We start from the raw sequence: 21,749 nt of genomic DNA on the forward strand, positions 1-21,749 counted from the left end.
AGAATTCATTACTTCTTGGTGGAGGGGACTATCATGGCACGTTTTTTTAATGGGAAAGAAATCGAACTACTTGCACCTGTCGGTACATTTGAAATTTTTAAGGAAGTAATTCAGGCACCTTGTGATGCTGTTTACCTGGGTGGACCAAGTCTAAATATGCGTATGATGCGCAAAGGATACAATTTCACACTTGAAGAGATTGTTGAAGCAACAGCAATAGCTCATGCATTACATAAAAAAGTCTATGTCACAGTGAATAACTTGCTGAGTGAGGAAGATGTTGAAGAGGCAAAAGAATACCTGCGTTTCCTTGAAGGAGCGCATGTTGATGCATTGATCGTTCAAGACTATGCCGTAATCATGTTGATCCAGGAAATGAATCTTCATCTCAACGTCCATGCCTCAGTCATGATGAATGTCCATAATCTAGAGACGGTTCGCATGTTACAAGAACTTGGTGTGACTCGTGTTGTGACATCTAGAGAAATGGATCTACAGACAGCGCGACATATTTGGACTAAGAGTGGAATGGAATTAGAGTATTTCATTCATGGTGATATGTGTGTTGCTCATGGTGCTAACTGTCATTTCAGTTCTACGGTTTTTGGAATGAGTGGAAGTCGTGGTAAATGTATGAAGCCATGTCGATGGGAGTATCGTGTGAAGAAAGATGGGAATGTCTATCCAGCGGATTATCCCCTTGCGGTGAAAGATATGTATATGTATGAGAACATTCCGGAGCTTATAGAGTCTGGTATTTGTTCGTTCAAAATTGAAGGCCGGATGAGAGATGTCAACTTTATTCTTTTATTGATTAACAGTTATGGAGATGCCATAGATCGATATATTGAAGATCCGGTCGGGTACGATCGTACATTGGATAGTGGCAAATTGTATGAGAATCGAAAAAGAGACTTCTCCACAGCTTATGCCTTCGGTAAACCAGGATTATCTAATATGAATCGACGGTATGAAGGTACAGGGAAGTTCTATAGTACAGGTAAGGTATTCAGCACACCAACGGCTGAACGTTCAATGACGAAAGCGCGTGTGACTGAGCTACAGGAGCAACTAGCACAAGTGCAACAGACGAATTCATCTTCTCGCCCAGGCTTAAGTGTTCGTGTGAATAATATGGAACAAGCTCGTATGGCGATAGAAGAAGGTGTTGATGATGTATATCTTTCAGGTGATGTGTATTTGCCAGATGTCCCGTTCACGAAGAATAATATGATGGAACTAAGCAGTATAAAAGGTGCAACCAAGCTGTATCTTGGATTGCCTCGGATGATGACGGAGTTACACTTTGAACAGTACAGTGAGTTACTTTCCCGAGATCCATTAGGTATTGATGGACTTGTAGTAACGAATATCGGTGCTATTCATGCATTTGCCGATAAAGGGTATCCGATGGTTGGAGATACCAGCTTGAATATATACAACCACTTAGCAGCTGAGATGTATGCTGATCTAGGTATAGAGAGAATGACAATATCCCCAGAGATGACAGCAGGACATTTCACAGAGTTACTTAAGAGATCTACAGTACCTCTAGAAGCTGTGGTACATGGGTCTCCAACGGTTATGTATATGGAACATGATCTATATGAGAACACGGAGGTACATGAATCTGTAGGAGAAGAAAATAATCGGTATGTCGATAATTCAGTGCTTGTTCTAATGACGGATAAGGGAGAGAACCCAGTGTACCGTGACCAACATGGTCGCAATCATCTCACCTTGGCTAAAGAAATCTGTTACCTACCTATGGTAAAGGAACTAGCGGAGGCAGGCTTATCGCATTTCCGAATTGAAGGTGCTACCTACAGTGTAAGTGAGTTACGTACAATCATATGTGCCTACAAAGCAGCGATTCATGAACAATCTTCTTCAGGCGAGCTGTTTGAACATCTTAATCCTGTATATGCTGGATATACACTGGGCTCATTGCAATTTAACTGATTGGACGGACAATACGGAATAAATAACACTATTTAATCATCTGCATCAGACGAGAGGGAGATTTCGCATGAAGGTTATGACAGAACATGATATTGGACCCGAAGAAATCAAGGCTAAGCGAGCATCCTATTTTTACCCTTGTACTCAACACTTTTACCAGAGACCTCCACAGATAGTTAAAGGATCGATGCAACACTTGTACGATGAACAGGGACAGGAATATATAGACTTTTTTGCAGGTGTCTCTGTTGTAGCTTGTGGACACTGCAATCCTTCTATTATAGGTGCAACAATGAACCAGCTTCAGAAGCTACAACATACGTCTACTATTTATTTAACACAACCCATTGTCAATTTAGCTGAACGACTTGCACAATTGTTGCCAGGAGATCTTCGACGGACATTTTTTGTGAACAGTGGCACCGAAGCCAATGAGGGAGCACTTCTATTAGCTAGAATGCATACGGGACGTAAAGGGTTTATCGCTCTTGAACACGGCCTACATGGTCGAAGTAATCTGACGATGAGTGTTACAGGGTTGTCCATGTGGCGTACAGACCCCTACTTAGAGGATGAAGTATATTTCATTCCACGTCCCTACTGCTTAGGGGTGACTCCAGAAGAGGCCGCTCAAGAGTCCCTTAAGGCGCTTGATCGGATACTCGAGACTAAGGGAGATACCATTGCTGCATTGATCATAGAACCCATTCAAGGCAATGGGGGGATCATCATTCCTCCAGAGGGTTACCTACAGGAAGTGAAGACGCGTCTTGAGCGATATGGTGTGCTGATGATCGCTGATGAAATTCAGACAGGATTCGGCCGTACAGGTCGGATGTTTGCTATAGAACATTTCAATGTCGTACCTGATATCATATCGATGGCAAAAGCACTGGGGAATGGTGTTCCTATTGGAGCTTTCGCTACGACCGATCACATTGCAGCGTCTTTAAATCGACCTTCAGCATCCACATTTGGAGGTAATCCTGTATCTTCTGTTACAGGAATGGCTGTACTAGATTACATCCGTGAAGAGAGCCTAGTTGAACGCTCCGCGGAACTTGGTGATCTTCTCATGCAGGGACTAGAAGAGCTTATGGATAGGCATGGGGCTGTAATCTCAGAAGTTCGTGGCAAAGGATTAATGATTGGTGCGGAACTCATGACTGGCAAGCCAGACCTTGGGGCTATGCTTGTGGATCAGGTGCTTGAGGAGATGAAGGATCACGGATTCCTTATTGGGAAGAACGGGATTCATCGTAATGTATTGGCATTTCAGCCACCTCTAGTGATTCAGCATAAGGACGTACAGAAGATGTTGACGGAACTGGATATCGTATTAACGAGAATAGAACAAGAACAATCTGGAGCGGTAGAAGACTTGCCAGAAAGGGATCATCATTGAGGATGAATGGTGTATAACCTATGACTACGAAAACAATAATTCAAAAAGGTAAACAATTTAGTGAACTCGTAATGTTCTCACATACGTTATTTTCTTTACCTTTCGCTGTGATTTCAATGGTATGGGCAGCGGGTGGCTGGCCGTCGTGGTGGATTATGATCTGGGGGTTAATTGCCCTAATTGGTGCACGTAACGGAGCCAATGCCTTCAATCGATTAGCTGATCGTAAGATTGATGAACAGAATCCACGTACGGCTACAAGACATCTTCCACAGAAACTACTTAAGACACGTGAAGTGACTCTTTTTGTAATTATTAATTATTTTATTTTTGTAATTGCGGCTTCTATGCTCAATCCATTGTGTATGGTATTGTCTCCGGTGGCTATTGTTCTGATCACGGTGTATTCTTACACGAAACGATTCACTTGGCTTAGCCACCTTTATCTAGGATTTGTAATTGCGTCTGCACCCATAGGAGCATGGTTTGCCGTGACTGGACAGTTTGCCTTTACACCCTTTGTGTTAGGGACAATTGTAATGCTCTGGATAGCGGGCTTTGATGTTATCTATGGAACACAAGATATCGAGTTTGACCGTAAGTATGGCTTATGGTCCATTCCTAGCTTTTTCGGGCTAAAGATGGCTCTATGGATGGCTAAAGGAATGCATGGTGTTATGCTTATCCTTTTAGTATTTCTTTATTATTTCAGAGATTTAAGTTGGATGTATCTAATTGGACTAGGTATTGCAGCGATATTACTCATGACGGAGCATGGTATTATCAGACCGAATCAACCTAAATTAATGAAGATTGCTGCCTATAATCTAAATCAAGTGATTAGCATGGTGATCGTAATTTGTACGTTAATCGATTTCTTCTTCATTGCATAAATAATTAAGCATCTAAACAAGGACTATAATGAACCCGAAAGCCCAAACAGCAGGTCAAGGATAATCACCTTGACCTGCTGTCTTCTTGTACATCATTTTATTGTGAAATTCAGCTACATCTTCCGCCAATCCATGTACTCTGTAAGACATCACTTACAGAGAATCTATTGTATTAATGGTCACGTCCTGCGAAATAATCAAGTAAAGTTTGAAGATCATGATGTGCAGGGAAAGAGGATAGCTGATCAATAATAGCTTGAGCTTTATTTAAATACTCCTGATTAAGTTCTTCTGTTTGTTCTAGCGCTCCAGATGAACGCACCGCGTCTATGGCCTCTTGAATTTCTTCAGGGGTGGAACCGTCATAGACCGCTCTAATGATGCCTGCTAGTTCAGGTTTCTGTAGGGCATATAAGACGGGTAGTGTGACTTGTCCCTGAATAAGATCACTTCCAGCAGGTTTCCCAAGGACATCAGGAGTCTGGGTGAAATCGAGAAGATCATCTTGAATCTGAAACGACATCCCTAGATACTCGCCGAACTTGTACAGTTGGTCTGCAATTTCAGGATCAGCTTCTGTAGATAAAGCTCCTACGCGTAGACAAGTAGCCATTAATTGCGCTGTTTTGTTCATAGATTTCTCTAAATATTGATCTAACGTTAGATCATAATCATATCGGTGTTCAAGTTGCTCATACTCTCCAAGACAGAGTTGAGTGGTTGCGATAGCAGATAAGTCATGAATATAATGCTGTCTCTTTGTAGAATAATCAGAGAGGAGTTCTATCACCCGGGCAGACATATAGCCCCCAATATGAATAGCTTCAGATACACCTGTCGTTGTATGCATAGAGGGTTGCCCCCGTCGCATATCTGATCGGTCAATAATATCATCATGAATCAGAGAAGAAGCGTGGATGAATTCTGCAGCAGCAGCTAATTGAACTTGTAGCTTGCCAGTTGGAAGGGTACCGAACCGACTCCCTACAATGAGCATCAAAGGGCGTACTCTTTTTCCACCGGATCGAACAAGCTCAAGGATACTCTTAGAAATAACAGAGGAAGCAGGTACATCTCGATCCAATCGAACGATATCTTCAATGGTTTTGTTGATCCGTCGTAAATTAATATTCAGGCTCTCGTGTAGTTTCATGTTGTTACCCTACCTGTTCTACGGTTGTGGAGTCCACATCTCGTCTGAGTTCATGATTTAAGAACTGCTCCAAACAGGTGAACAAGAACTCAACTTCAGAATGCCCCTCAGCCCCTCGAATTTGCCACTTCTTGATGTGGGGTGCTAGGTAGGTTATCAGATCTATTTCATCATACTGGACGGCTAATTGAATATATAGACTGTATAAATAATCACCATCTAATACCTTACGGGTAAGGTTAGGATCAGAATAATGGCAGTCTTTATGCCGACTTGTCGCTATCTTAAGGATAGTATAAAGTGCGAGAAGACGAACTTTACGTTCATAAAGTAAGTCGTAACTATTCAATAAGGCTTCCGTAACCAGCATTTCTGTACGATCGATATCCAACATAATTCCCGCCTTTGGAGAACACTCAGCTTGGAGTAAGAGGAAGGTTTCATTCATAAGTTGTGTGTGCATATTCTTCACCCCTTGGATCGGTTTTCTTATGCCAATAAACCCTTCTAGATCATATAAAATAAGGAGAGTAATGTGCGAATTGCACATTACTCTAATGTATCTATATAGATTGAACTAAAGTGATCTCCCCAAATTTCTACAGATTGAATAGAAAATCAATCATTTAAGGTCGGTAGTTAGGTTCAAACTATCTAGCGTTGCTAATTTAAGAAATGGTAAGGACATCAGTCCGTAAATAAGTACCATCTTCTGACGAGCGGGATCTTCTTCCAATGGCGTTTCAACCAAGGAAGTACATAGTAATCAAGACCCAATACGCTTCCTGAACCGCCGATTAAGGCGATAGCAGCCGTTACATACCATATCATTTCAGTTGGTGCCATACCTGAAGTCCAGATCATAACGCCCAGACCGATGGTTGCAATCGATGAGATAGCTGAGAATAGACCCAAGATAAGTAATGCACCCAACGTTATTTCGGCAACAACCATGCCAATTTGGAATATTTCAGCGAGTACGGTGTAACCACCATCTGAGGTATAGAAGAATATATCCATAAAGGTATTCATGATGCTAGTAATAAATCCAGGTACAGGGAGAGCGGTTAAGGTCTCACCAGTTGTAGCAACAGCAGAAGCTGCAGCTTGAGCATCGACTGTTTCTGCAACAGCATTGACAGCTTCACTCGCAGCGGATGTAGCATCAGCCAATGGGGAGGCAGGAATCAGGAATATTCGAGATGGATCCTCGATCAGATTACTAACCTTATCCCAACCTTCTTTAATCCACATGAACCCAACAAAGATACGGAGTGGGAAGAGCCAGAAGTTAGGCGAACGTTTGGAGAAATGACCACCAAGGAAACTTCTGCGATTCTCAACATGGAAGAACTCATGCATCAGGTAAGTCCATATTTTATTAAATCCAGCAACGGTAGAAAGATAGAATAAATTAATAAAGTGCTTAGATACCATGGCCATAAATCCAGTAAGCATGAACATCTTATTAGGAAGTCCTACATTGGCCACACCATAACGGCTTCCGATGGAGACCATCGTACCATGAAATGCAGGTTTGTATGATTTCTTCTCTGTACCCATTACATCGGCATGGATGTTATGAGCAATGAGTGGAGCTGCGTGTTCGGCATTCTCGACCATTTGAGGTACAGGACGAGTCTCACCTTCAGGAATGAAGAAAATATTATCTCCAACAACATATACATTCTCATGATCCAAGCTTTGTAACTTGTCGTTAGTTTCAATACGTCTGCGACCTTGTTGCTTCACATCTAATGAACCTACAAGGTCAGATCCTTCAACCCCAGCCGTCCATACTATTGTATTGGCTGCGATCTCTTTATCTCCAAGTAGGACAGCAGTTGGATCAACACCCGTAATTTTGGCATTCGTAATGATCTCGACACCCAATTTACGAAGACGCTTCTCTGATTTAGCAATGAGCTTATCTGGAAGAATAGGTAGAATCTTAGGAGCCATATCCGCAACGACCAAGCGAACGTCATGCGTATTAATATAGAACTCCTTACACAGTTCATCGCGGAATTCAGCCATTTCACCGATCAGTTCCACACCTGTGAATCCAGCTCCAACGACAACGAAGGATAGCTTAGTTTTACGGATAATAGGATCCGATTCTTTGGCAGCTTCACTGAACATGTTGCGAATCTGTTCCTTCAATCGAACTGCATCTTCGAAGGACCATAGAGAGAATGCATTTTCTTCTGCTCCAGGAATTCCGAAGAAAGTAGGTTTACTACCTGTACCTATGACTAAATAGTCATAATCATATTTTGCTTTCTCTGATGATAATGTTTTAGCTTCAAAATCAATTTTTTGAATATCATCAAGGACAACATCGACCTTCTGATTGGCAAATATCTTCTTGAGATCGATCTTAACGGCATCTTCAGGAGTACGATTAGCCGCTACCTCATGAAGTTCTGTTAATAATGTATGATATGGATTACGATCAATCAATTGAATCTGAACGTCTTCGTTCTTCTTAAATTTACGAGCTAATTTCTTAGCTGTGAGAACGCCACCGTAACCTCCGCCCAACAGGACAATTTTCTTCACTGATAGTCACCTCGTTATATATCTAATATGTTCCAGCGCTTAATAGTACCTATAATTCTCTAGTGTTTATAAGAAAGATTATTTAGCACCTTCAAGAGCTTTTTGGGACAATGTAACAAAGTCAGATACGTGAATGGTTACGCCAGAGATAGCATCTGTTTTACCTTCTGCATTCATAGTAATTGCAGCTGGATCTTGTTTCTCAATCAAGAAAGCTTCTGCAGCTTGAGCTTCTTCGTGCCATTCAGCAACCGAACCACCATTGGCTTTCATACCATATTTTCCTTCTATAGAGTTCGTTTGTTTATCTTCTCCTGCTTCATTTACACCACTGAAGAATGCGTACATGATTTTTCCGTTAGCAACAGTAAGATCAACGGTACTCTTCCAACCTGAATCAGCTTCGAATGCATCTGCTTCAGCATGATAGGATCCATCTTTGTATGCTCCAGGTTCAGCAGGACCAGCATCTAATGCTTTTTTAGCTAAAGTAGTCATGTCGCTAACGTGAATAGATACCCCAGAGATGGCATCCGTTTTACCTTCAGCATCCAAAGTAATTGCAGTAGGATCTTGTTTCTCAATTAAGAATTGTTCAGCAAGAGCTGCTTGTTCATACCATTCGGCTTGAGCTTTACCATTGGCCTTCATACCGTATTTACCAGCTTTATCTAGTGCTTTCTTATCTGGTCCGCCTTTAGAACTAACGAAGTTCCAATCTGCAGTAGCGATTTTTCCTTCTTTCACAGTAAGAACGATGTAAGGCTTCCATCCGCTCTCAGCATCGAATTCTCCTTCTGCATAATAAGCTCCATCTTTATATTGACCTTGTGTCTCTGTTGTCGCTGGTGTAACAGCTTCTGTAGAAGTAGCTGGCTCAGTAGTAGCAGGTGTTGCTGCTTCATTATTGTTGTTCCCACATGCTGCCAGTACACCAACCATCATCAAACTGCACAATAGGATAGACCATTTCTTTTTCATTCGTATTAACCCCCGTAATAATTGAATTTTATATATTAAAATGTGAACTATTGTGACAATAGAGCACACTTCGCTATCTGAGAAACTCACCATATTGGAAAAATATAAGGAGATATTGCGTTAATCCTCACTTACAAGAAAATGTTACCATGATTAATGTCTCAATATATGTGAAAAAAATCACATAATTCAAAATATATTACTAATTTTAAATGTTTTTTTTCCCTCAACGGTCTCTTTTTATCAATATCTGTCGATTTGAGGGAGAAAGAGGGAAAAAAACATAAAAATATAAGGGAATTTTAATCGCTATACCGCTCATTCCATTTGGTACGAGCCTTTTTGCGGACCTTTAAGCTAGAAGTAATTAGAATGAAGACGGCTTCTCCTAAGAAAATAGCAGCGATTGCGTCATAAATGACATGTTGCTTTATCATAAAAGTTGCCAAGATGATGGTTAAAGAGCATACAGAAAAAATGATCTTTGTGCGGAGTCTTAATTTTTTTGAATTCCAAGAAGCTCTCATTACGAGAAAAGAGTACAAGGAGTGTATACTCGGAAAGCAGTTGAACGGTTCATCGTGTCCATAGATCCACTGCAACATTTGAATATCCAAGCCGTCTCCCATGACCATAGGACGAGGTACCGTTGTTTGGAAAAAGTAATATATCAAATAGCATATGGTAACACTAATATTCATTGATAGAAGTGTTCTGAAATAAAGTTGACGATCTTTCCAACACAAAATGGCCATCGTTAGAAAAATATAAGGATACCATCCCAAGTAAGGTAGACTCATTGCAGGTACTAGTGGAATCAAATTATCGATAGGTGAGGAAAGAACGAAAGAATCGTGCGTGAATGCATTTAGAACATTATAGAATAGACCCATAATCCCGAGTGAAAGAAGAAGACTAAGAGATCCTATATATGATTTATTTAACCGAGATAACACGTCAATAACCCCTTTATTAGTTAATAATGATAATAATACAATTTTAATCAAAACATATACAACACAAGCATAACAAGAAAAGTTATTATACTACTATAAATCGTTGTAAACAAACGAAGTATAATGATAGGAACCTAATGATACAATTTGGATTAAATAACAATATAAGATATTAATGGTATGATGATTTTGTTGGTTTTTTTTGTGAGTGACATCATAGGAGTGAGTAAATGGATTACCTAAAGCAATTTCTTATCAATACATCAATTTTAATTACAGTTGCCTATCTAGCAAATCTGGTATATAAATACTTGTTGAATTTCACATCGGCACTAACCAAAAATGTTAGTTATGTTCTGTTGGTGATTTTTTGTGGATGGCTTACCATGTTTTTTGGGTACCATGTATCGGATACGGTTATTATGGATCTTCGTTTCTTACCATTAGTAGTAGCGATTGTGTCGTGTAGAGAACCCTTTTCTCTGATTGTTATCGGTTTGGGAATAGGACTCTCCAGATATACATTAGGTGTTAACGAAGCAGCAACTGCGGGATTTGTGAATTTAACTATCTTGGGTATTGTGGCGGCAGGATTGTACATTTGGATGAATAGACAACAGTTTAGCTTGATAAAAAGAGGTCTAATTGCAATTGTCGTTATTAATATAGTGAACGGAATTAATATCGCCATATTTGGAGTCATTCCGTTTAACGTGTATATTCTAGAAATTCTTCCGATCACGATGTCATTAGGTATTGTAATTAGCTTGATCTTTGGTCTTATCCTACTTGATTTCTATCAAGAGCAATTGCGTATGATTAAGGTCAAACATTCAAACGTATTATTGTCTAATCAAGCTGAAGAGTTACGTAAAGCTCAAATCATCCTGAAAGATAGAGCAGAAGAGCTATTGCGTTCATCACAGTATAAAACGGAATTTCTCGCGAACATGTCGCATGAGCTACGTACACCCCTGAATAGCATTATTAACCTTGCAGAGATGGTTAGCGAAAAGGATGAGTCCAGAACAGTGGATGAAACAGCGATGTATGGCAACATTATTTATAAATCGGGGCATGATCTATTAAGGTTAATAAATGATATTTTAGACATGTCTAAAGTGGAAGCTGGACAACTTGAAATATCGAATGAAGATATGAATGTAAGTGAAATTCCAGAATTATTTCAGATGCAATTTGATGTCATTGCAGAGAAGCAGAATATCCGATTTGAAATCTTAATGGGTGACAATTTACCAGAGACGATTTATTGTGATCCACAGCGAGTACAGCAAATCTTGTTGAATTTGTTAACCAATGCTTTCAAATTCACTCGTGAAGGGGCTGTTACGCTCCAGCTTCATAAGCAGGTACAACTTGAGCAGGGTAGTGAGTTAGGATGGATGGTGTTCTCCGTTACGGATACGGGGATTGGTATTGCACAAGATAAACACCAGGTGATATTTGATGCTTTTCAACAAGCAGATGGTACCATAAGTCGCAAATACGGTGGAACTGGACTTGGGTTGTCTATTAGCCGTAATTTAGCCTATTTATTAGGGGGATTCCTAACCGTGGAGAGCATAGAAGGGAAGGGTAGTACCTTTTCATTATTTTTGCCTCTTAAATAAGATTGACAGATTATTACTTGAGTGTAGAATGATGAAAAAAGAGAGATTTGCAAAGGAGTGCATCACGATACCTACTGCTTCTAAGAGAAAGCGGAAACCTTCGCTTCAACGCAAACATTTGTTTATTGCAACAGGAGAAGGAATACCTTCTACTATTTTTCAAACATTACTTGGAGGCCCCTTTCTCACGGGATATTTATTGTACTTAGGTGCTAACTCGAGAGTAGTGGGATTCGTAATTGCCATCACGACGTTAGTGAACGTTGCACAACTATTTATTGCATTCATGATTCAGAAATTACAGAGTCGAAAGTGGACACTGGTTATATTCGTCACACTTCATAGGATACTCTGGAGTTCTACAGGACTTATTCCCTTTATATTCGATAAAGAATGGTGGGTCCCCGTCTTTATTATTCTGTACACCTCAGCATTTATGGCGAATACCGTAGTGGGGGTATTATGGGCATCATTGATCAGTGATATCGTACCCGCGGGCGTCAGGGGCAGATATTTTGGGATTCGTAATACATTTTTAAATGCTTTGGGAAGTATTATGTTGTTTGTTGGCGGAAAAATATTGGATAGTAACCCGGAAAGTACGGGATTTCTAATCTTATTCATATTGGTATGGATTTTTGCTATATCTAATATTGTGATGTTCATTTTTTATCCGGATGTCCCTTTTGAACGTTCAACGGAGAATCGGATGTTGCCTATGATGAGAAAACCACTCCGTGATGGGCCATTTATGAAGTCTACTATTTTCCTAGCGATCTGGTTATTTCTTCAGACACTAGTGGTGCCTCTATTTTCCTACGTTATGCTAGATTTATTACATATAAGCTATCAGATCGTATCCTTGTTAACTGTCGTCCAGACGGTCTCTATGATGGTTAGTTTCTATATTTGGGGTAACCTGAATGCTAGATTTAGCAATAAGACACTCCTATTCTGGACACTACCGATTATTGCACTATCCTGTTTAGTATGGGGATCTCTATCCTTTCTTCCTATGCTTCTCGTGCTGATTATCTCACATATTCTGCTAGGGGTAGGCGTTGGTGGGTTCAATCAATTAGTATTTAACTTCACGATTGGAGATACGCCGAAAGGCGAACGACCTATGTTCATAGCTATGTATGCTGCAATAACGGGCGTAACTTCTTTCCTTGGACCTGTGTTTGGTGGTCAAATCTATAACATGATGGAAGGCTTCCCAGACTGGGTTCAGCATTACGGCTTCCAGACCGTTGTTGGTTTTGCTATGCTAATTGTAGCGTTAACATTCGGACGTCGAATTCTCAAAGAGGGAAACAAAGCGAGTAGACTATGAAGCTAGTTATTATCGAAGTATCCCAAGATGCGGCGCTCTAATAACTTTAAGGGTTATGCTTACGATGCTAGTTATTGCGAAGTGGCAAAGTAGTTATTACAATGCAATAACTTTAAGAGACATGCTTACGATGCTAGTTATTGCGAAGTATCACAAGCAGTCCTTACAATGCAATAACTTTAAGGAGGATCCCATGGGAGCTCAAGCCGTGGTACTAGGTGCCACTGGATTAGTCGGAGGATTTGTAGTTAAGGAATTGTTAAAGCGAAAGGAATATGATGTAGTCAAGGTACTTGTTCGAAAGTCTCTAGGTATACAGCATCCCAAGCTGATGGAGGTTGTGGTGGATTGGGACCACTTGGATCAACGCCCGGAGTTGTTCACGGATGTGCGAGATGTATTTTGTTGTTTGGGAACAACAATCAAGAAAGCTGGATCTCAAGAACAATTTCGAAAGGTGGATTTTGAATATCCACTTGTTGCAGCGGAACTAGCACATGCAGCAGGGGCTCACCAATTTATGTGTGTGACTGCGATGGGGGCTGACTCTTTATCTCGGGTATTCTATAACCGAACCAAAGGTGAAGTAGAGAATGCTATATCGGCAGTAGGAATGACAGGGGTTCACTTTTTTCGTCCCTCTTTGCTACTAGGGAATCGTGATGAGAAAAGGTTGGGCGAAGGAGTAGGTGCATTCTTCATGACAACGTTTGATTTTCTTTTCCGGGGTAAAGCGGCTAAATATCGGGCAATACCTGCAGAAGTGGTGGCAAACGCGATGGTGAGGATTGCGATAACGGGTCCGACCGGAGTACATATTTATCCGAATGATGTTATTTATACAGTTTGGGCTGATACAATAAAGATTATCAAGTAATCTTCACTTAACAAATAAACGACATTGAGAGGGGATGCAACTATGAGTAAACAAGCCATTTCAACGGAATCTGCTCCAGGAGCAATCGGGCCTTATAGCCAAGCAATCGAAGCAGGTGGATTTATTTTTACATCAGGACAACTAGGTCTTAACCCAGCGACTGGAGAATTTGGACAGGGTATTGAGGGACAGACACGTCAATCACTTCAGAACCTGAAGGCTATTCTAGAAGCTGCAGGAGCAGAAATGGACCAAGTCGTGAAGACAACGGTCTTCCTTAAAGATATGAATGACTTTGTTGCGATGAACGAAGTGTATAGCTCATTCTTCTCACAACCGTTCCCTGCACGTAGTGCTGTTGAGGTTGCGCGTCTTCCTAAAGATGCATTGGTTGAGATCGAAGCAGTAGTATTAAAGAAATAGTATTGAAATAGTATCTGTAGTTTAAAAAAGCTGAATTACGCTGGTGTTCCCGCGTAATTCAGCCTTTTTTTTGTGCATTTAATGATGGCCAAGTGAAACGGCCAAATATATCTGTTGATGTTGTTCCTTGATGTTGATGTTGTTCCGTTGGTGTTGTTCTGTTGATGTTGTTCTCGTGCAAGAAGAGAGGGTTGTGGGATGGAAAGCGGAGCGGCCGCCTTTGAGATCATATTCTAACCACTTTAGTCTAATTAAGAGAATACGATGTCAACAGCGGTGTAATCGCACAACCCGATCTTCCCTAATCACGATCCCGATTACGTATAAAGAACAACCAGATCGCATACAAGAACAGGATGCCAGCAAGAATACATGCAGCGAGGAATACGGATTCGACATCTTGTTGTTTCACCGCGATAGCGATATATGCCCATACAAAGACCAAAGGAAAAGCACTGTCACGGTAGGGATAGCTTACGAGTATAGCAATTATGCCTCCAACACATAACATGATAATGGCCCAGGTCACATCGTCTAGACCGAATCCTCCCCAATTATGTTTCGTGAGAGAAATTGCAATATTTAATATCGTTGCAACACTGATCCATCCTAAATATAGGCTGAAGGGCAACTTAATGAACCAGAATTCACCTTTTGTAGGATGAGCTATACCCCGTGTGCGTTGATATATGACACCAAGGGTCATTAATAGGAGTATCATGACTATCACGGATAGTTCAATATAGAGATACTGCCATAATAGAATCCACACGATATTAAGAATGCAACTGATGATGAACCATATACCAACGGTCCTTACCGAATCCCGGCTTTCATTATTTTTTCTGAACTGATAATAAATGAATCCTGCTAAAAGGATATAAATGACGGACCAGATGGCAAAGGCGTATCCAGCAGGTGTTATATAAGTTGGATACATATCTGAGATTTCGCCAGTTGTTTTGCCCCCCAGCAGTGAGGTGTTAGCTAGAACATTGATTACAATCATGGCAAGAAATGCAATCAGGTTCCACCACTTATAAGGATTTCTTTTGAGCATAAATATAAACCTCCTTGTTAATAAACAACGGATTGTTATATGTAGTATCGTTGCTTACTTCTAAGATATACCCTAAATAGGGATAATAAGACTCAACTTGTCTAAATTATATAAATATATATTTACAGATGAAATAGAGGAACATTTGTTACAGATTTTCTGCAGGAAACGAAGTTCGGTTGTTAATGCTTCTTTGCGTATGGTATGATAAACAGTGGTAAATGGGGTTATATTACAATCATAATTGAAATAGCTAATTTCCAGTTTTGAACCTAAAGTCCACAAATCCACCTTTGTGATAGTAAACTTGGGTGTTTTTTTTTACACTTTTAAAACGCTAAGTAAGTGTCAGTTTAACTCGTACGAATTTCTTTTATAAAAAGTAGCATTATTGTAATTAGATCTTAAGAAAAAGGGAATAATTTGCTTAGTTCTAATTTGAAGTAGTTTTTAAATATTCCCTTTTTCGTATAAGATGTAATTAAAATATGTGAGCAGTGAAACGACAGGAGACAACGATGAATCAACCGCTATATGGCGTATGGCTAGGCGATGTGTTTTTTTGTTTTTCCGGTGAGGTATCTGAACCTAGAGTAGATGCTTGGAGCCGTGTAGTTAAACAGTTTGAATGGAAGGGTGGAGCGCGTCCATTTGCGAATGCAATACTTCGCCTAGCAGAACTCCGATACCCTTCTTCGAATTCGAACCCCAAAGCAAGCAATAAACGGGGAGAAAGACGTCAGTTAATGGGTAGGACTTTAGAGGGTCTTGCTCTTTCTCCACGGGATGCATTCTTTATGCTTCTTGCATGGGATGATGAAACTTGTTTGGCACAGGGAATACAACCAGGCGCAGAAATGGGCTACTGGGTGAAAGTAGCCCGGTTCGCACTGGATCTGATGCTTCATGGTCGGATTGCCCCTGGTACAGCCCCACTCGTTACAACAGGCACACGCAGACGGACGGGTGAACAGGTCGTGACGGCCCGATGGAAACCTAAATTTAAGGATAAACATGATGCAGAGATCTTCTTACAACTCGCTGCTTCGATGCCACCACTTGCATTTGGTGTGCCTGCTTTCGGGGGATCGGAAACCAAAGAAGAAGCTGGTGCTGCTGTGTTGCATTCCTTCCTTAGTGCCATCATTCATATTGAGGTTAAAGATGTGGTACAAGGATTAGAAGCTAAACTTACAAGATATATGGCTAATTATCGCAGAGGCCATTCACCGCTGTCTGAATTATGGTGGGATGGATTATTGACGGTAAGTCGCGATATATCCGTGCAGGGATCACCTGATGAAATCGAAGAATTAACGAGTACTGTTGCAAGAATTGGAGGAACCTCCATTCCTGCGATCGGAAATGAAGAAGAGCAATCTCGACAGACGGGGCGTCTAAATTTAGGATTACGGATGGAGCCTAGAAGTATTGAGGAAGAGCAACGATGGTATGTCTCCTTTTGGGCAGAGATTCAAGATGATTACGGGACTTGGCTACCTTCAAGTTTTATTTGGGGTAGAAAAGAGAAAGATCTAGAAGTTCGTGGGAGACATTACGAAGCTGTTCAGGAACAACTACTCATGGCCCTTGGGGATGCCGCGTTGGTGTCTGACGAAATTCGTAATGCCTTGCATGTTCAAGCGCCAATCGGAATGGAACTTACGCCAGAACAATTGTTTGTGTTCGTTCGGGAATCTGTTCCGTTACTAACTGCAGCAGGGGTTACTGTTCAGCTACCCTCACGTTGGAGCCGGGAACGTCGTCGTGTAGGATTATCTCTCAAAATGGTACAGCCTGAGATGGAGAGCAGAGAAGGGCTTCCTGTTTCATTAGGAATGGAGCATTTAGTCTCTTTTGAAGTAGAGGCTGCATTAGGTGGAATAACGCTTACCCTTGAGGAAATGGCTAGATTAGCAGAGTCTGATGTTCCTTATGCAGAATTCCGTGGCGAATGGATTGAAGTGGATCTGAAAGAAATTCGTCAAGTTATGCGATATATTAAGAAACATGAGAAAGGCCAGATGGAAATATCCGATTGGATGCACCTCACAGCTGAAGATGGCGATGATCGGATGTGGAAGGGTCTTAACGTCATGGGTATGGAAACAGTGGGGATGTTATCTTCTCTTCTAGAAAGTAACAGTTCACGCCGTGTACCTGTTCGTCCCATACCTGAGTCACTACATGGTGTCTTACGGCCTTATCAGGAGCGCGGATACCAATGGCTAGCAGCGATGAGAGATCTAGGGTTCGGAGTATGTCTAGCGGATGATATGGGATTAGGAAAGACTGTTCAGGTCATTACTTGCCTTCTAGAACGTATAGCTGAGCATACGCATCCCGTATTGATTGTTTGTCCTACATCATTACTTGGGAACTGGCAGCGGGAGTTACAACGTTTCGCACCGGATTTGTCTATCTATATTCATCATGGAAATCGACGGCTTCATGGAGATGAATTCCTTCGGGAGGCTGGAGAACATGATGTTATTCTGACAACATATCATTTATGCGGTAGAGACGGCGGCGATTTGGCACGGGTATCGTGGTCAACTATTGTATTGGATGAAGCGCAGTACATTAAGAATTATCGGACGAAGCAGGCTCAAAGTGTGATGAAATTGGCAGCTCCTCATCGGATTGCGATGACGGGTACACCTGTGGAGAATCGATTGGGTGAATTGTGGTCTATCTTTCAATTCTTAAACCCTGGCTATCTAGGAACATCGTCGTCCTTCCGGCATCGGTACACGGGGGATGATGAGCAGGGACACTTACAGGAACTTCATAAACTGGTTGCACCATTTATGTTGCGTCGTCTCAAGAGTGATCCGGATATTGCGAAGGATCTACCTGAGAAGATTGAACTTAAATCTTACTGTACGTTAACAGATGTTCAGGGAGCGATGTATCAAGCGGTCGTTGATCAAATGTTAGTGCAGATTGAGCAGCAGACAGGAATAGCTAGAAAAGGCTTAGTGTTATCTTCGCTTACGAAGTTGAAACAAATCTGCGATCATCCACAACTTCTCGGTAGAGAGGAGAGTCGGGTAACCAAACAGGAGGCTTCCGGTAAAATGGAGCGTCTACTCGAGTTGCTTGACAGTATCGAAGAGATTGGTGAATCTGCGCTAATCTTCACTCAATATGTTGCCATGGGACAATTGCTTGTTTCTCGTCTAGCAGCAAGATATGGTAAGGCACCTTCATTTCTTCACGGAGGTGTACCGAAACAAGAACGAGATGAGATGGTCCGTGCTTTCCAAGAGGATGAAGGACCTGCGTTCTTCGTGCTTTCGTTGAAGGCAGGGGGCGTAGGGCTTAACCTGACACGCGCCAACCACGTACTTCATTATGACCGTTGGTGGAATCCCGCGGTAGAGAATCAAGCGACAGACCGTGTATTCCGTATTGGACAACATAAGAATGTGCAAGTTCATAAGCTGATCTGTCAGGGGACTTTGGAAGAACGGATTGATGAACTTATTGAGAATAAGAAGGCTCTTTCTGAACAAGTGGTAGGTTCAGGTGAGACATGGTTAACAGAGATGTCAGATTCAGATCTGAAGGATCTCATTGCTCTACAGGGTGAGGACTGGATGTAACTCTGATCAAGTTAAAGAAGAGTTACTCTACAATGTGATTAACGGCAGGAGGGGATAGGTTTGACAGATATAGCAGAGGTCGTACTAGATGCCCGTCCAGGCTTGTTGAAAGGGACAATCGCTAACGCACAAGATGAATCAGAGGGAGCTAGCACACATGAGGTGAACATATCGACAGCGTTGTGTTCACCCCTCATTCGAGAGGAGATCTTTGCTGAATTACAGCATTCTCCTAATGATCTATATGATCTTATAAAAGGGATTACTCCTTCATGGCTTAACGGAATACTGCCTTCAATAGCAGATACATTGATGAAGGATACGACTTGTACTTGTGGTGTAACTAACTGCGAAGAGGGATTGTTCATGCGTGAATACGCTGGGCAACAGTTGTTAACGGACCCAATCATGAGATTATGCTTAATGGGGTTACCACGTCAGGAGCTACTGTCTAGTGTGTTTGGTGCTTGGTCATCGTTAACGTTCCAGGATGCGAAGGAAACTGCTGCAGTGGAGGCATCCCTCATGGAGGAAAAGGGGAAGAGTGGGCCTTCTCCAGGAGAATGGTTAGCAGAGGCTGCTGAGCAAGGGCGCATGCATGAGCCGGGTCCTCTCTTTCGTGATGTGACGTTAAATCTAAACCCACCTGAGGATTCTGAGCTTCATCCAGATGACTGGAATTCCGTGTTGCCAGGGTCTCCTGGCGTCCAAAAGGCACTTCGAATGATCTTGAAAAAGACATCAGACATAGCTGAAAAACACCGTCGCCAAATGGAGAAATAACAATAGAGTACGTGTGAATTAAGTTCATGTGATGTATGATATACAGGACAAGAAGATATCAAAGGAGAATCATCAATGAAAATACAGACATGGAGAAAGAGACGTCGAATACGCGTTTTGGGTCCGGTGCTCATACTTTCAGGTATTCTACTTCTAACGGGATGCGAATCCGATACAGGAGGATCCGCCCAACAAGAAGGACAAGCACTCCAGGCTTCTCCGGCTGGTCAGGGAGATTCAAAGGAAGTTACAGAGGGACAAGTCTCTGACCCGGTTATGGCCTTACGAAGTGAGAGTTCGCTTCAGGCAACGATTCAAGAGGCAGATGGGAAATCTGTCGTAACGAATCCGGAAGCTATGACGGTTATCGTGAACAAACAACGGGCCCTGCCTGAAGGATATGAACCGAAGGATTTGGTAGAGCCGAATGTTACCTTCTCTTTTGACGAACCAAATGAGAAGCGATTTATGCGTAAAGAAGCTGCTGAGGCTTTAGAGAAATTGTTTGCTGGAGCAGATTCAGAGGGTGTTGAGTTACGTGCTGTATCGGGATACCGTTCTTATGCTCGACAAAAGGTTATTTATGATACTAAGGTTCGTAAGAGTGGAGAGGAAGAAGCCTCTCGTCTTGTTTCCATTCCTGGAAATAGCGAACATCAGACGGGTCTTTCTATTGATGTGTCGAGTCCAAGTGTTGGCAATGGGTTAGAAGAGAACTTTGGCGACTCCTCAGAAGGCAAATGGTTAGCAGAACATGCTCCGGAGTATGGATTCGTGATCCGGTATCCTGAAGGTGATGAAGCGAAAACAGGCTATGCATATGAACCATGGCATATTCGATATGTAGGTACAGATATAGCTCCTGATTTAGCCGCTAGTGAATTAACGATCGAAGAATACTTCGATGATGCATTTATTAAACTTTAAGTAATAGCCATTCATATATTCAATAAGGGGTTGTCCCAAAAGAGATTAATCTTTTGATAAGGTTGCCGACTGTTAAAAAAAATACTGATACACAAAGATAGCAGGTAGTAGTCCTTGACCTGCTATTTGGCGTCTTTGGTCCACATAAATTAGCGCAGTGGACGGAATCATTTCGTAAAAGCGTAGCGGTCGCCTTGGTCTCCGAATTTCAACCGCTGAGTCGTTTCAATTCAGAAATTTGGAGACCACAGCGATTGGAGAAATGATCCGTTCGCGGAGCGTTCTCTCAGAAAAATGGGGTGCCCCTAGCCATTTTCATGACTTATGGCTGCTACTATTTACAGATAATGCGTGTTAGGTTAAGTCAGAATGTTTATCTACAGGAATGATATCTTTGGACCTCCGATTGTTCTTATCTGACAGAATCTCTTGCTGGATTCTAAGCATCTTCTGATCTAGTGCATAGGCAGCCTCAGAAGCCTCTTTCAACTCGACGTGTACCTGCTCAGGTACCTGTTTGTCATACTTATAGAATAAGATATGTTCCATGCTTGCCCAGAAATCCATGGCCAAGGTGCGCATCTGAATCTCTACTTTCATCCAACGGGTTCCTTCTAATAGGACGAGAGGCACGGCTAGAATGATATGAAGACTCTGATAACCATTAGGTTTCGGATGTTCTATATAATCCTTGACCTCTAGAACACGAATGTCACTACGTTGTTTGAAGTGCTCCAGAAGGAGATAAATATCTTTGACGAAGGCGCATACAATTCTCATACCAGCAATGTCATGGATTAAGTTAAGCATATTATCAACTGTGAGGTCACAGCCCTTACGTTTCATTTTCTCAAGAATACTCTTAGGTTCTTTAATTCGCACTTTAATATGTTCAATAGGACTGTAACCATCTAGTTGTTTCAGCTCTGTCTTGATGACCTTAATCTTATTCTGTAGCTCTTCTAGAGCCAGTTGATATAACGTAGGAAGTTTGTTCCATTCATCGAGTTGGAGGAATAGTTCGTTGTCTAATTCCCTTGTTTCAATATCCTGTAGATGGATCTGACGCATCACAAGTTGACTACCTTCATGTTCTTTCAATAGGTCTTCTCCTATACTTCAAAATATGGTGATGATTCTATTTTAACTGAAAAAGAAGGGGATTAGCAAAAAAACAAAGAGAAATCATCCT

17 protein-coding genes are annotated in these 21,749 nt (G+C 41.5%); 10 read left to right on the forward strand and 7 right to left on the reverse strand.

Features of this window, described 5'->3' with window-relative positions:
- The first annotated feature begins 33 nt into the window (after nucleotides 1-33).
- The 3 genes from AC1D7X_RS06045 (at nucleotide 34) to AC1D7X_RS06055 (ending at nucleotide 4,260) form a co-directional block, all read left to right on the forward strand.
- Nucleotides 34-1,962, forward strand: coding sequence for a peptidase U32 family protein (locus AC1D7X_RS06045; RefSeq protein ID WP_495474847.1), 1,929 nt, complete (start codon nucleotides 34-36; stop codon nucleotides 1,960-1,962).
- 67 nt (nucleotides 1,963-2,029) lie between these two features.
- Nucleotides 2,030-3,367 (forward strand): aspartate aminotransferase family protein, encoded by a 1,338-nt coding sequence (locus tag AC1D7X_RS06050; protein ID WP_495455891.1) that lies wholly within the window; start codon nucleotides 2,030-2,032, stop codon nucleotides 3,365-3,367.
- 20 nt (nucleotides 3,368-3,387) lie between these two features.
- Nucleotides 3,388-4,260 carry a UbiA-like polyprenyltransferase gene (locus tag AC1D7X_RS06055; RefSeq protein WP_495455892.1) on the forward strand — a complete coding sequence of 291 codons (873 nt, stop codon included), beginning with the start codon at nucleotides 3,388-3,390 and terminating at the stop codon, nucleotides 4,258-4,260.
- Between the two features lie 172 nt (nucleotides 4,261-4,432).
- On the opposite strand, the gene AC1D7X_RS06060 is transcribed toward AC1D7X_RS06055, so the two are convergent.
- The 5 genes from AC1D7X_RS06060 to AC1D7X_RS06080 form a co-directional block, all read right to left on the reverse strand.
- On the reverse strand, nucleotides 4,433-5,413 hold the full coding sequence (locus AC1D7X_RS06060; RefSeq protein WP_495455893.1) for a polyprenyl synthetase family protein: 981 nt from the start codon (nucleotides 5,411-5,413) through the stop codon (nucleotides 4,433-4,435).
- Between the two features lie 4 nt (nucleotides 5,414-5,417).
- Nucleotides 5,418-5,876, reverse strand: coding sequence for a hypothetical protein (locus tag AC1D7X_RS06065; RefSeq protein ID WP_495474848.1), 459 nt, complete (start codon nucleotides 5,874-5,876; stop codon nucleotides 5,418-5,420).
- A gap of 224 nt (nucleotides 5,877-6,100) precedes the next feature.
- Nucleotides 6,101-7,975: an NAD(P)/FAD-dependent oxidoreductase gene (locus AC1D7X_RS06070; RefSeq protein ID WP_495455895.1), complete on the reverse strand. Its 1,875-nt coding sequence runs from the start codon at nucleotides 7,973-7,975 to the stop codon at nucleotides 6,101-6,103.
- 78 nt (nucleotides 7,976-8,053) lie between these two features.
- Nucleotides 8,054-8,956 carry an FMN-binding protein gene (locus AC1D7X_RS06075; RefSeq protein ID WP_495455896.1) on the reverse strand — a complete coding sequence of 301 codons (903 nt, stop codon included), beginning with the start codon at nucleotides 8,954-8,956 and terminating at the stop codon, nucleotides 8,054-8,056.
- A gap of 302 nt (nucleotides 8,957-9,258) precedes the next feature.
- A complete protein-coding gene (locus AC1D7X_RS06080) occupies nucleotides 9,259-9,912 on the reverse strand; it encodes a phosphatase PAP2 family protein (protein WP_495474849.1) in 654 nt (217 codons plus the stop codon).
- Between the two features lie 230 nt (nucleotides 9,913-10,142).
- On the opposite strand from AC1D7X_RS06080, the gene AC1D7X_RS06085 reads away from it, so the two are divergent.
- The 4 genes from AC1D7X_RS06085 to AC1D7X_RS06100 all read left to right on the forward strand — a co-directional run bounded on the left by AC1D7X_RS06085 (nucleotide 10,143) and on the right by AC1D7X_RS06100 (nucleotide 14,179).
- Complete coding sequence (locus tag AC1D7X_RS06085) at nucleotides 10,143-11,543, forward strand: sensor histidine kinase (protein ID WP_495474850.1); 1,401 nt, start codon at nucleotides 10,143-10,145, stop codon at nucleotides 11,541-11,543.
- 31 nt (nucleotides 11,544-11,574) lie between these two features.
- Nucleotides 11,575-12,879: an MFS transporter gene (locus AC1D7X_RS06090; protein ID WP_495474894.1), complete on the forward strand. Its 1,305-nt coding sequence runs from the start codon at nucleotides 11,575-11,577 to the stop codon at nucleotides 12,877-12,879.
- Between the two features lie 193 nt (nucleotides 12,880-13,072).
- The gene (locus AC1D7X_RS06095; protein ID WP_495474895.1) at nucleotides 13,073-13,756 is read left to right on the forward strand and encodes an NAD(P)H-binding protein; all 684 of its coding nucleotides are present in this window, start codon (nucleotides 13,073-13,075) and stop codon (nucleotides 13,754-13,756) included.
- Nucleotides 13,757-13,798: 42 nt separating this feature from the next.
- Entirely contained in the window at nucleotides 13,799-14,179 is a 381-nt protein-coding gene (locus tag AC1D7X_RS06100) for a RidA family protein (protein WP_495455900.1), read from the forward strand.
- Nucleotides 14,180-14,480: 301 nt separating this feature from the next.
- On the opposite strand, the gene AC1D7X_RS06105 is transcribed toward AC1D7X_RS06100, so the two are convergent.
- Nucleotides 14,481-15,239 (reverse strand): TspO-related membrane protein, encoded by a 759-nt coding sequence (locus tag AC1D7X_RS06105; RefSeq protein WP_495455901.1) that lies wholly within the window; start codon nucleotides 15,237-15,239, stop codon nucleotides 14,481-14,483.
- 518 nt (nucleotides 15,240-15,757) lie between these two features.
- Between AC1D7X_RS06105 and AC1D7X_RS06110 the strand changes: the two genes are divergently transcribed.
- The 3 genes from AC1D7X_RS06110 to AC1D7X_RS06120 all read left to right on the forward strand — a co-directional run bounded on the left by AC1D7X_RS06110 (nucleotide 15,758) and on the right by AC1D7X_RS06120 (nucleotide 20,557).
- Nucleotides 15,758-18,847, forward strand: coding sequence for a DEAD/DEAH box helicase (locus AC1D7X_RS06110; protein WP_495474851.1), 3,090 nt, complete (start codon nucleotides 15,758-15,760; stop codon nucleotides 18,845-18,847).
- 60 nt (nucleotides 18,848-18,907) lie between these two features.
- Nucleotides 18,908-19,630, forward strand: a complete 723-nt coding sequence (locus AC1D7X_RS06115) for a hypothetical protein (RefSeq protein ID WP_495455903.1) — start codon at nucleotides 18,908-18,910, stop codon at nucleotides 19,628-19,630.
- Nucleotides 19,631-19,705: 75 nt separating this feature from the next.
- Nucleotides 19,706-20,557, forward strand: coding sequence for a M15 family metallopeptidase (locus tag AC1D7X_RS06120; RefSeq protein WP_495455904.1), 852 nt, complete (start codon nucleotides 19,706-19,708; stop codon nucleotides 20,555-20,557).
- Nucleotides 20,558-20,911: 354 nt separating this feature from the next.
- Here AC1D7X_RS06120 and AC1D7X_RS06125 read toward each other — a convergent pair whose 3' ends face one another.
- Nucleotides 20,912-21,628 carry a GTP pyrophosphokinase gene (locus AC1D7X_RS06125; RefSeq protein WP_495474896.1) on the reverse strand — a complete coding sequence of 239 codons (717 nt, stop codon included), beginning with the start codon at nucleotides 21,626-21,628 and terminating at the stop codon, nucleotides 20,912-20,914.
- Nucleotides 21,629-21,749: the final 121 nt, after the last annotated feature.

The organism is Paenibacillus sp. Y568 (assembly GCF_059445545.1).

What these genes read in the sequence shown, in the direction of transcription:
- AC1D7X_RS06045 (WP_495474847.1), top strand. Translation starts at nt 34, where the DNA reads ATGGCACGTTTTTTTAATGGGAAAGAAATCGAACTACTTGCACCTGTC.
- AC1D7X_RS06050 (WP_495455891.1), top strand. Translation starts at nt 2,030, where the DNA reads ATGAAGGTTATGACAGAACATGATATTGGACCCGAAGAAATCAAGGCT.
- AC1D7X_RS06055 (WP_495455892.1), top strand. Translation starts at nt 3,388, where the DNA reads ATGACTACGAAAACAATAATTCAAAAAGGTAAACAATTTAGTGAACTC.
- AC1D7X_RS06060 (WP_495455893.1), bottom strand. Translation starts at nt 5,413, where the DNA reads ATGAAACTACACGAGAGCCTGAATATTAATTTACGACGGATCAACAAA.
- AC1D7X_RS06065 (WP_495474848.1), bottom strand. Translation starts at nt 5,876, where the DNA reads ATGCACACACAACTTATGAATGAAACCTTCCTCTTACTCCAAGCTGAG.
- AC1D7X_RS06075 (WP_495455896.1), bottom strand. Translation starts at nt 8,956, where the DNA reads ATGAAAAAGAAATGGTCTATCCTATTGTGCAGTTTGATGATGGTTGGT.
- AC1D7X_RS06085 (WP_495474850.1), top strand. Translation starts at nt 10,143, where the DNA reads ATGGATTACCTAAAGCAATTTCTTATCAATACATCAATTTTAATTACA.
- AC1D7X_RS06090 (WP_495474894.1), top strand. Translation starts at nt 11,575, where the DNA reads ATGAAAAAAGAGAGATTTGCAAAGGAGTGCATCACGATACCTACTGCT.
- AC1D7X_RS06095 (WP_495474895.1), top strand. Translation starts at nt 13,073, where the DNA reads ATGGGAGCTCAAGCCGTGGTACTAGGTGCCACTGGATTAGTCGGAGGA.
- AC1D7X_RS06100 (WP_495455900.1), top strand. Translation starts at nt 13,799, where the DNA reads ATGAGTAAACAAGCCATTTCAACGGAATCTGCTCCAGGAGCAATCGGG.
- AC1D7X_RS06105 (WP_495455901.1), bottom strand. Translation starts at nt 15,239, where the DNA reads ATGCTCAAAAGAAATCCTTATAAGTGGTGGAACCTGATTGCATTTCTT.
- AC1D7X_RS06110 (WP_495474851.1), top strand. Translation starts at nt 15,758, where the DNA reads ATGAATCAACCGCTATATGGCGTATGGCTAGGCGATGTGTTTTTTTGT.
- AC1D7X_RS06120 (WP_495455904.1), top strand. Translation starts at nt 19,706, where the DNA reads ATGAAAATACAGACATGGAGAAAGAGACGTCGAATACGCGTTTTGGGT.
- AC1D7X_RS06125 (WP_495474896.1), bottom strand. Translation starts at nt 21,628, where the DNA reads ATGCGTCAGATCCATCTACAGGATATTGAAACAAGGGAATTAGACAAC.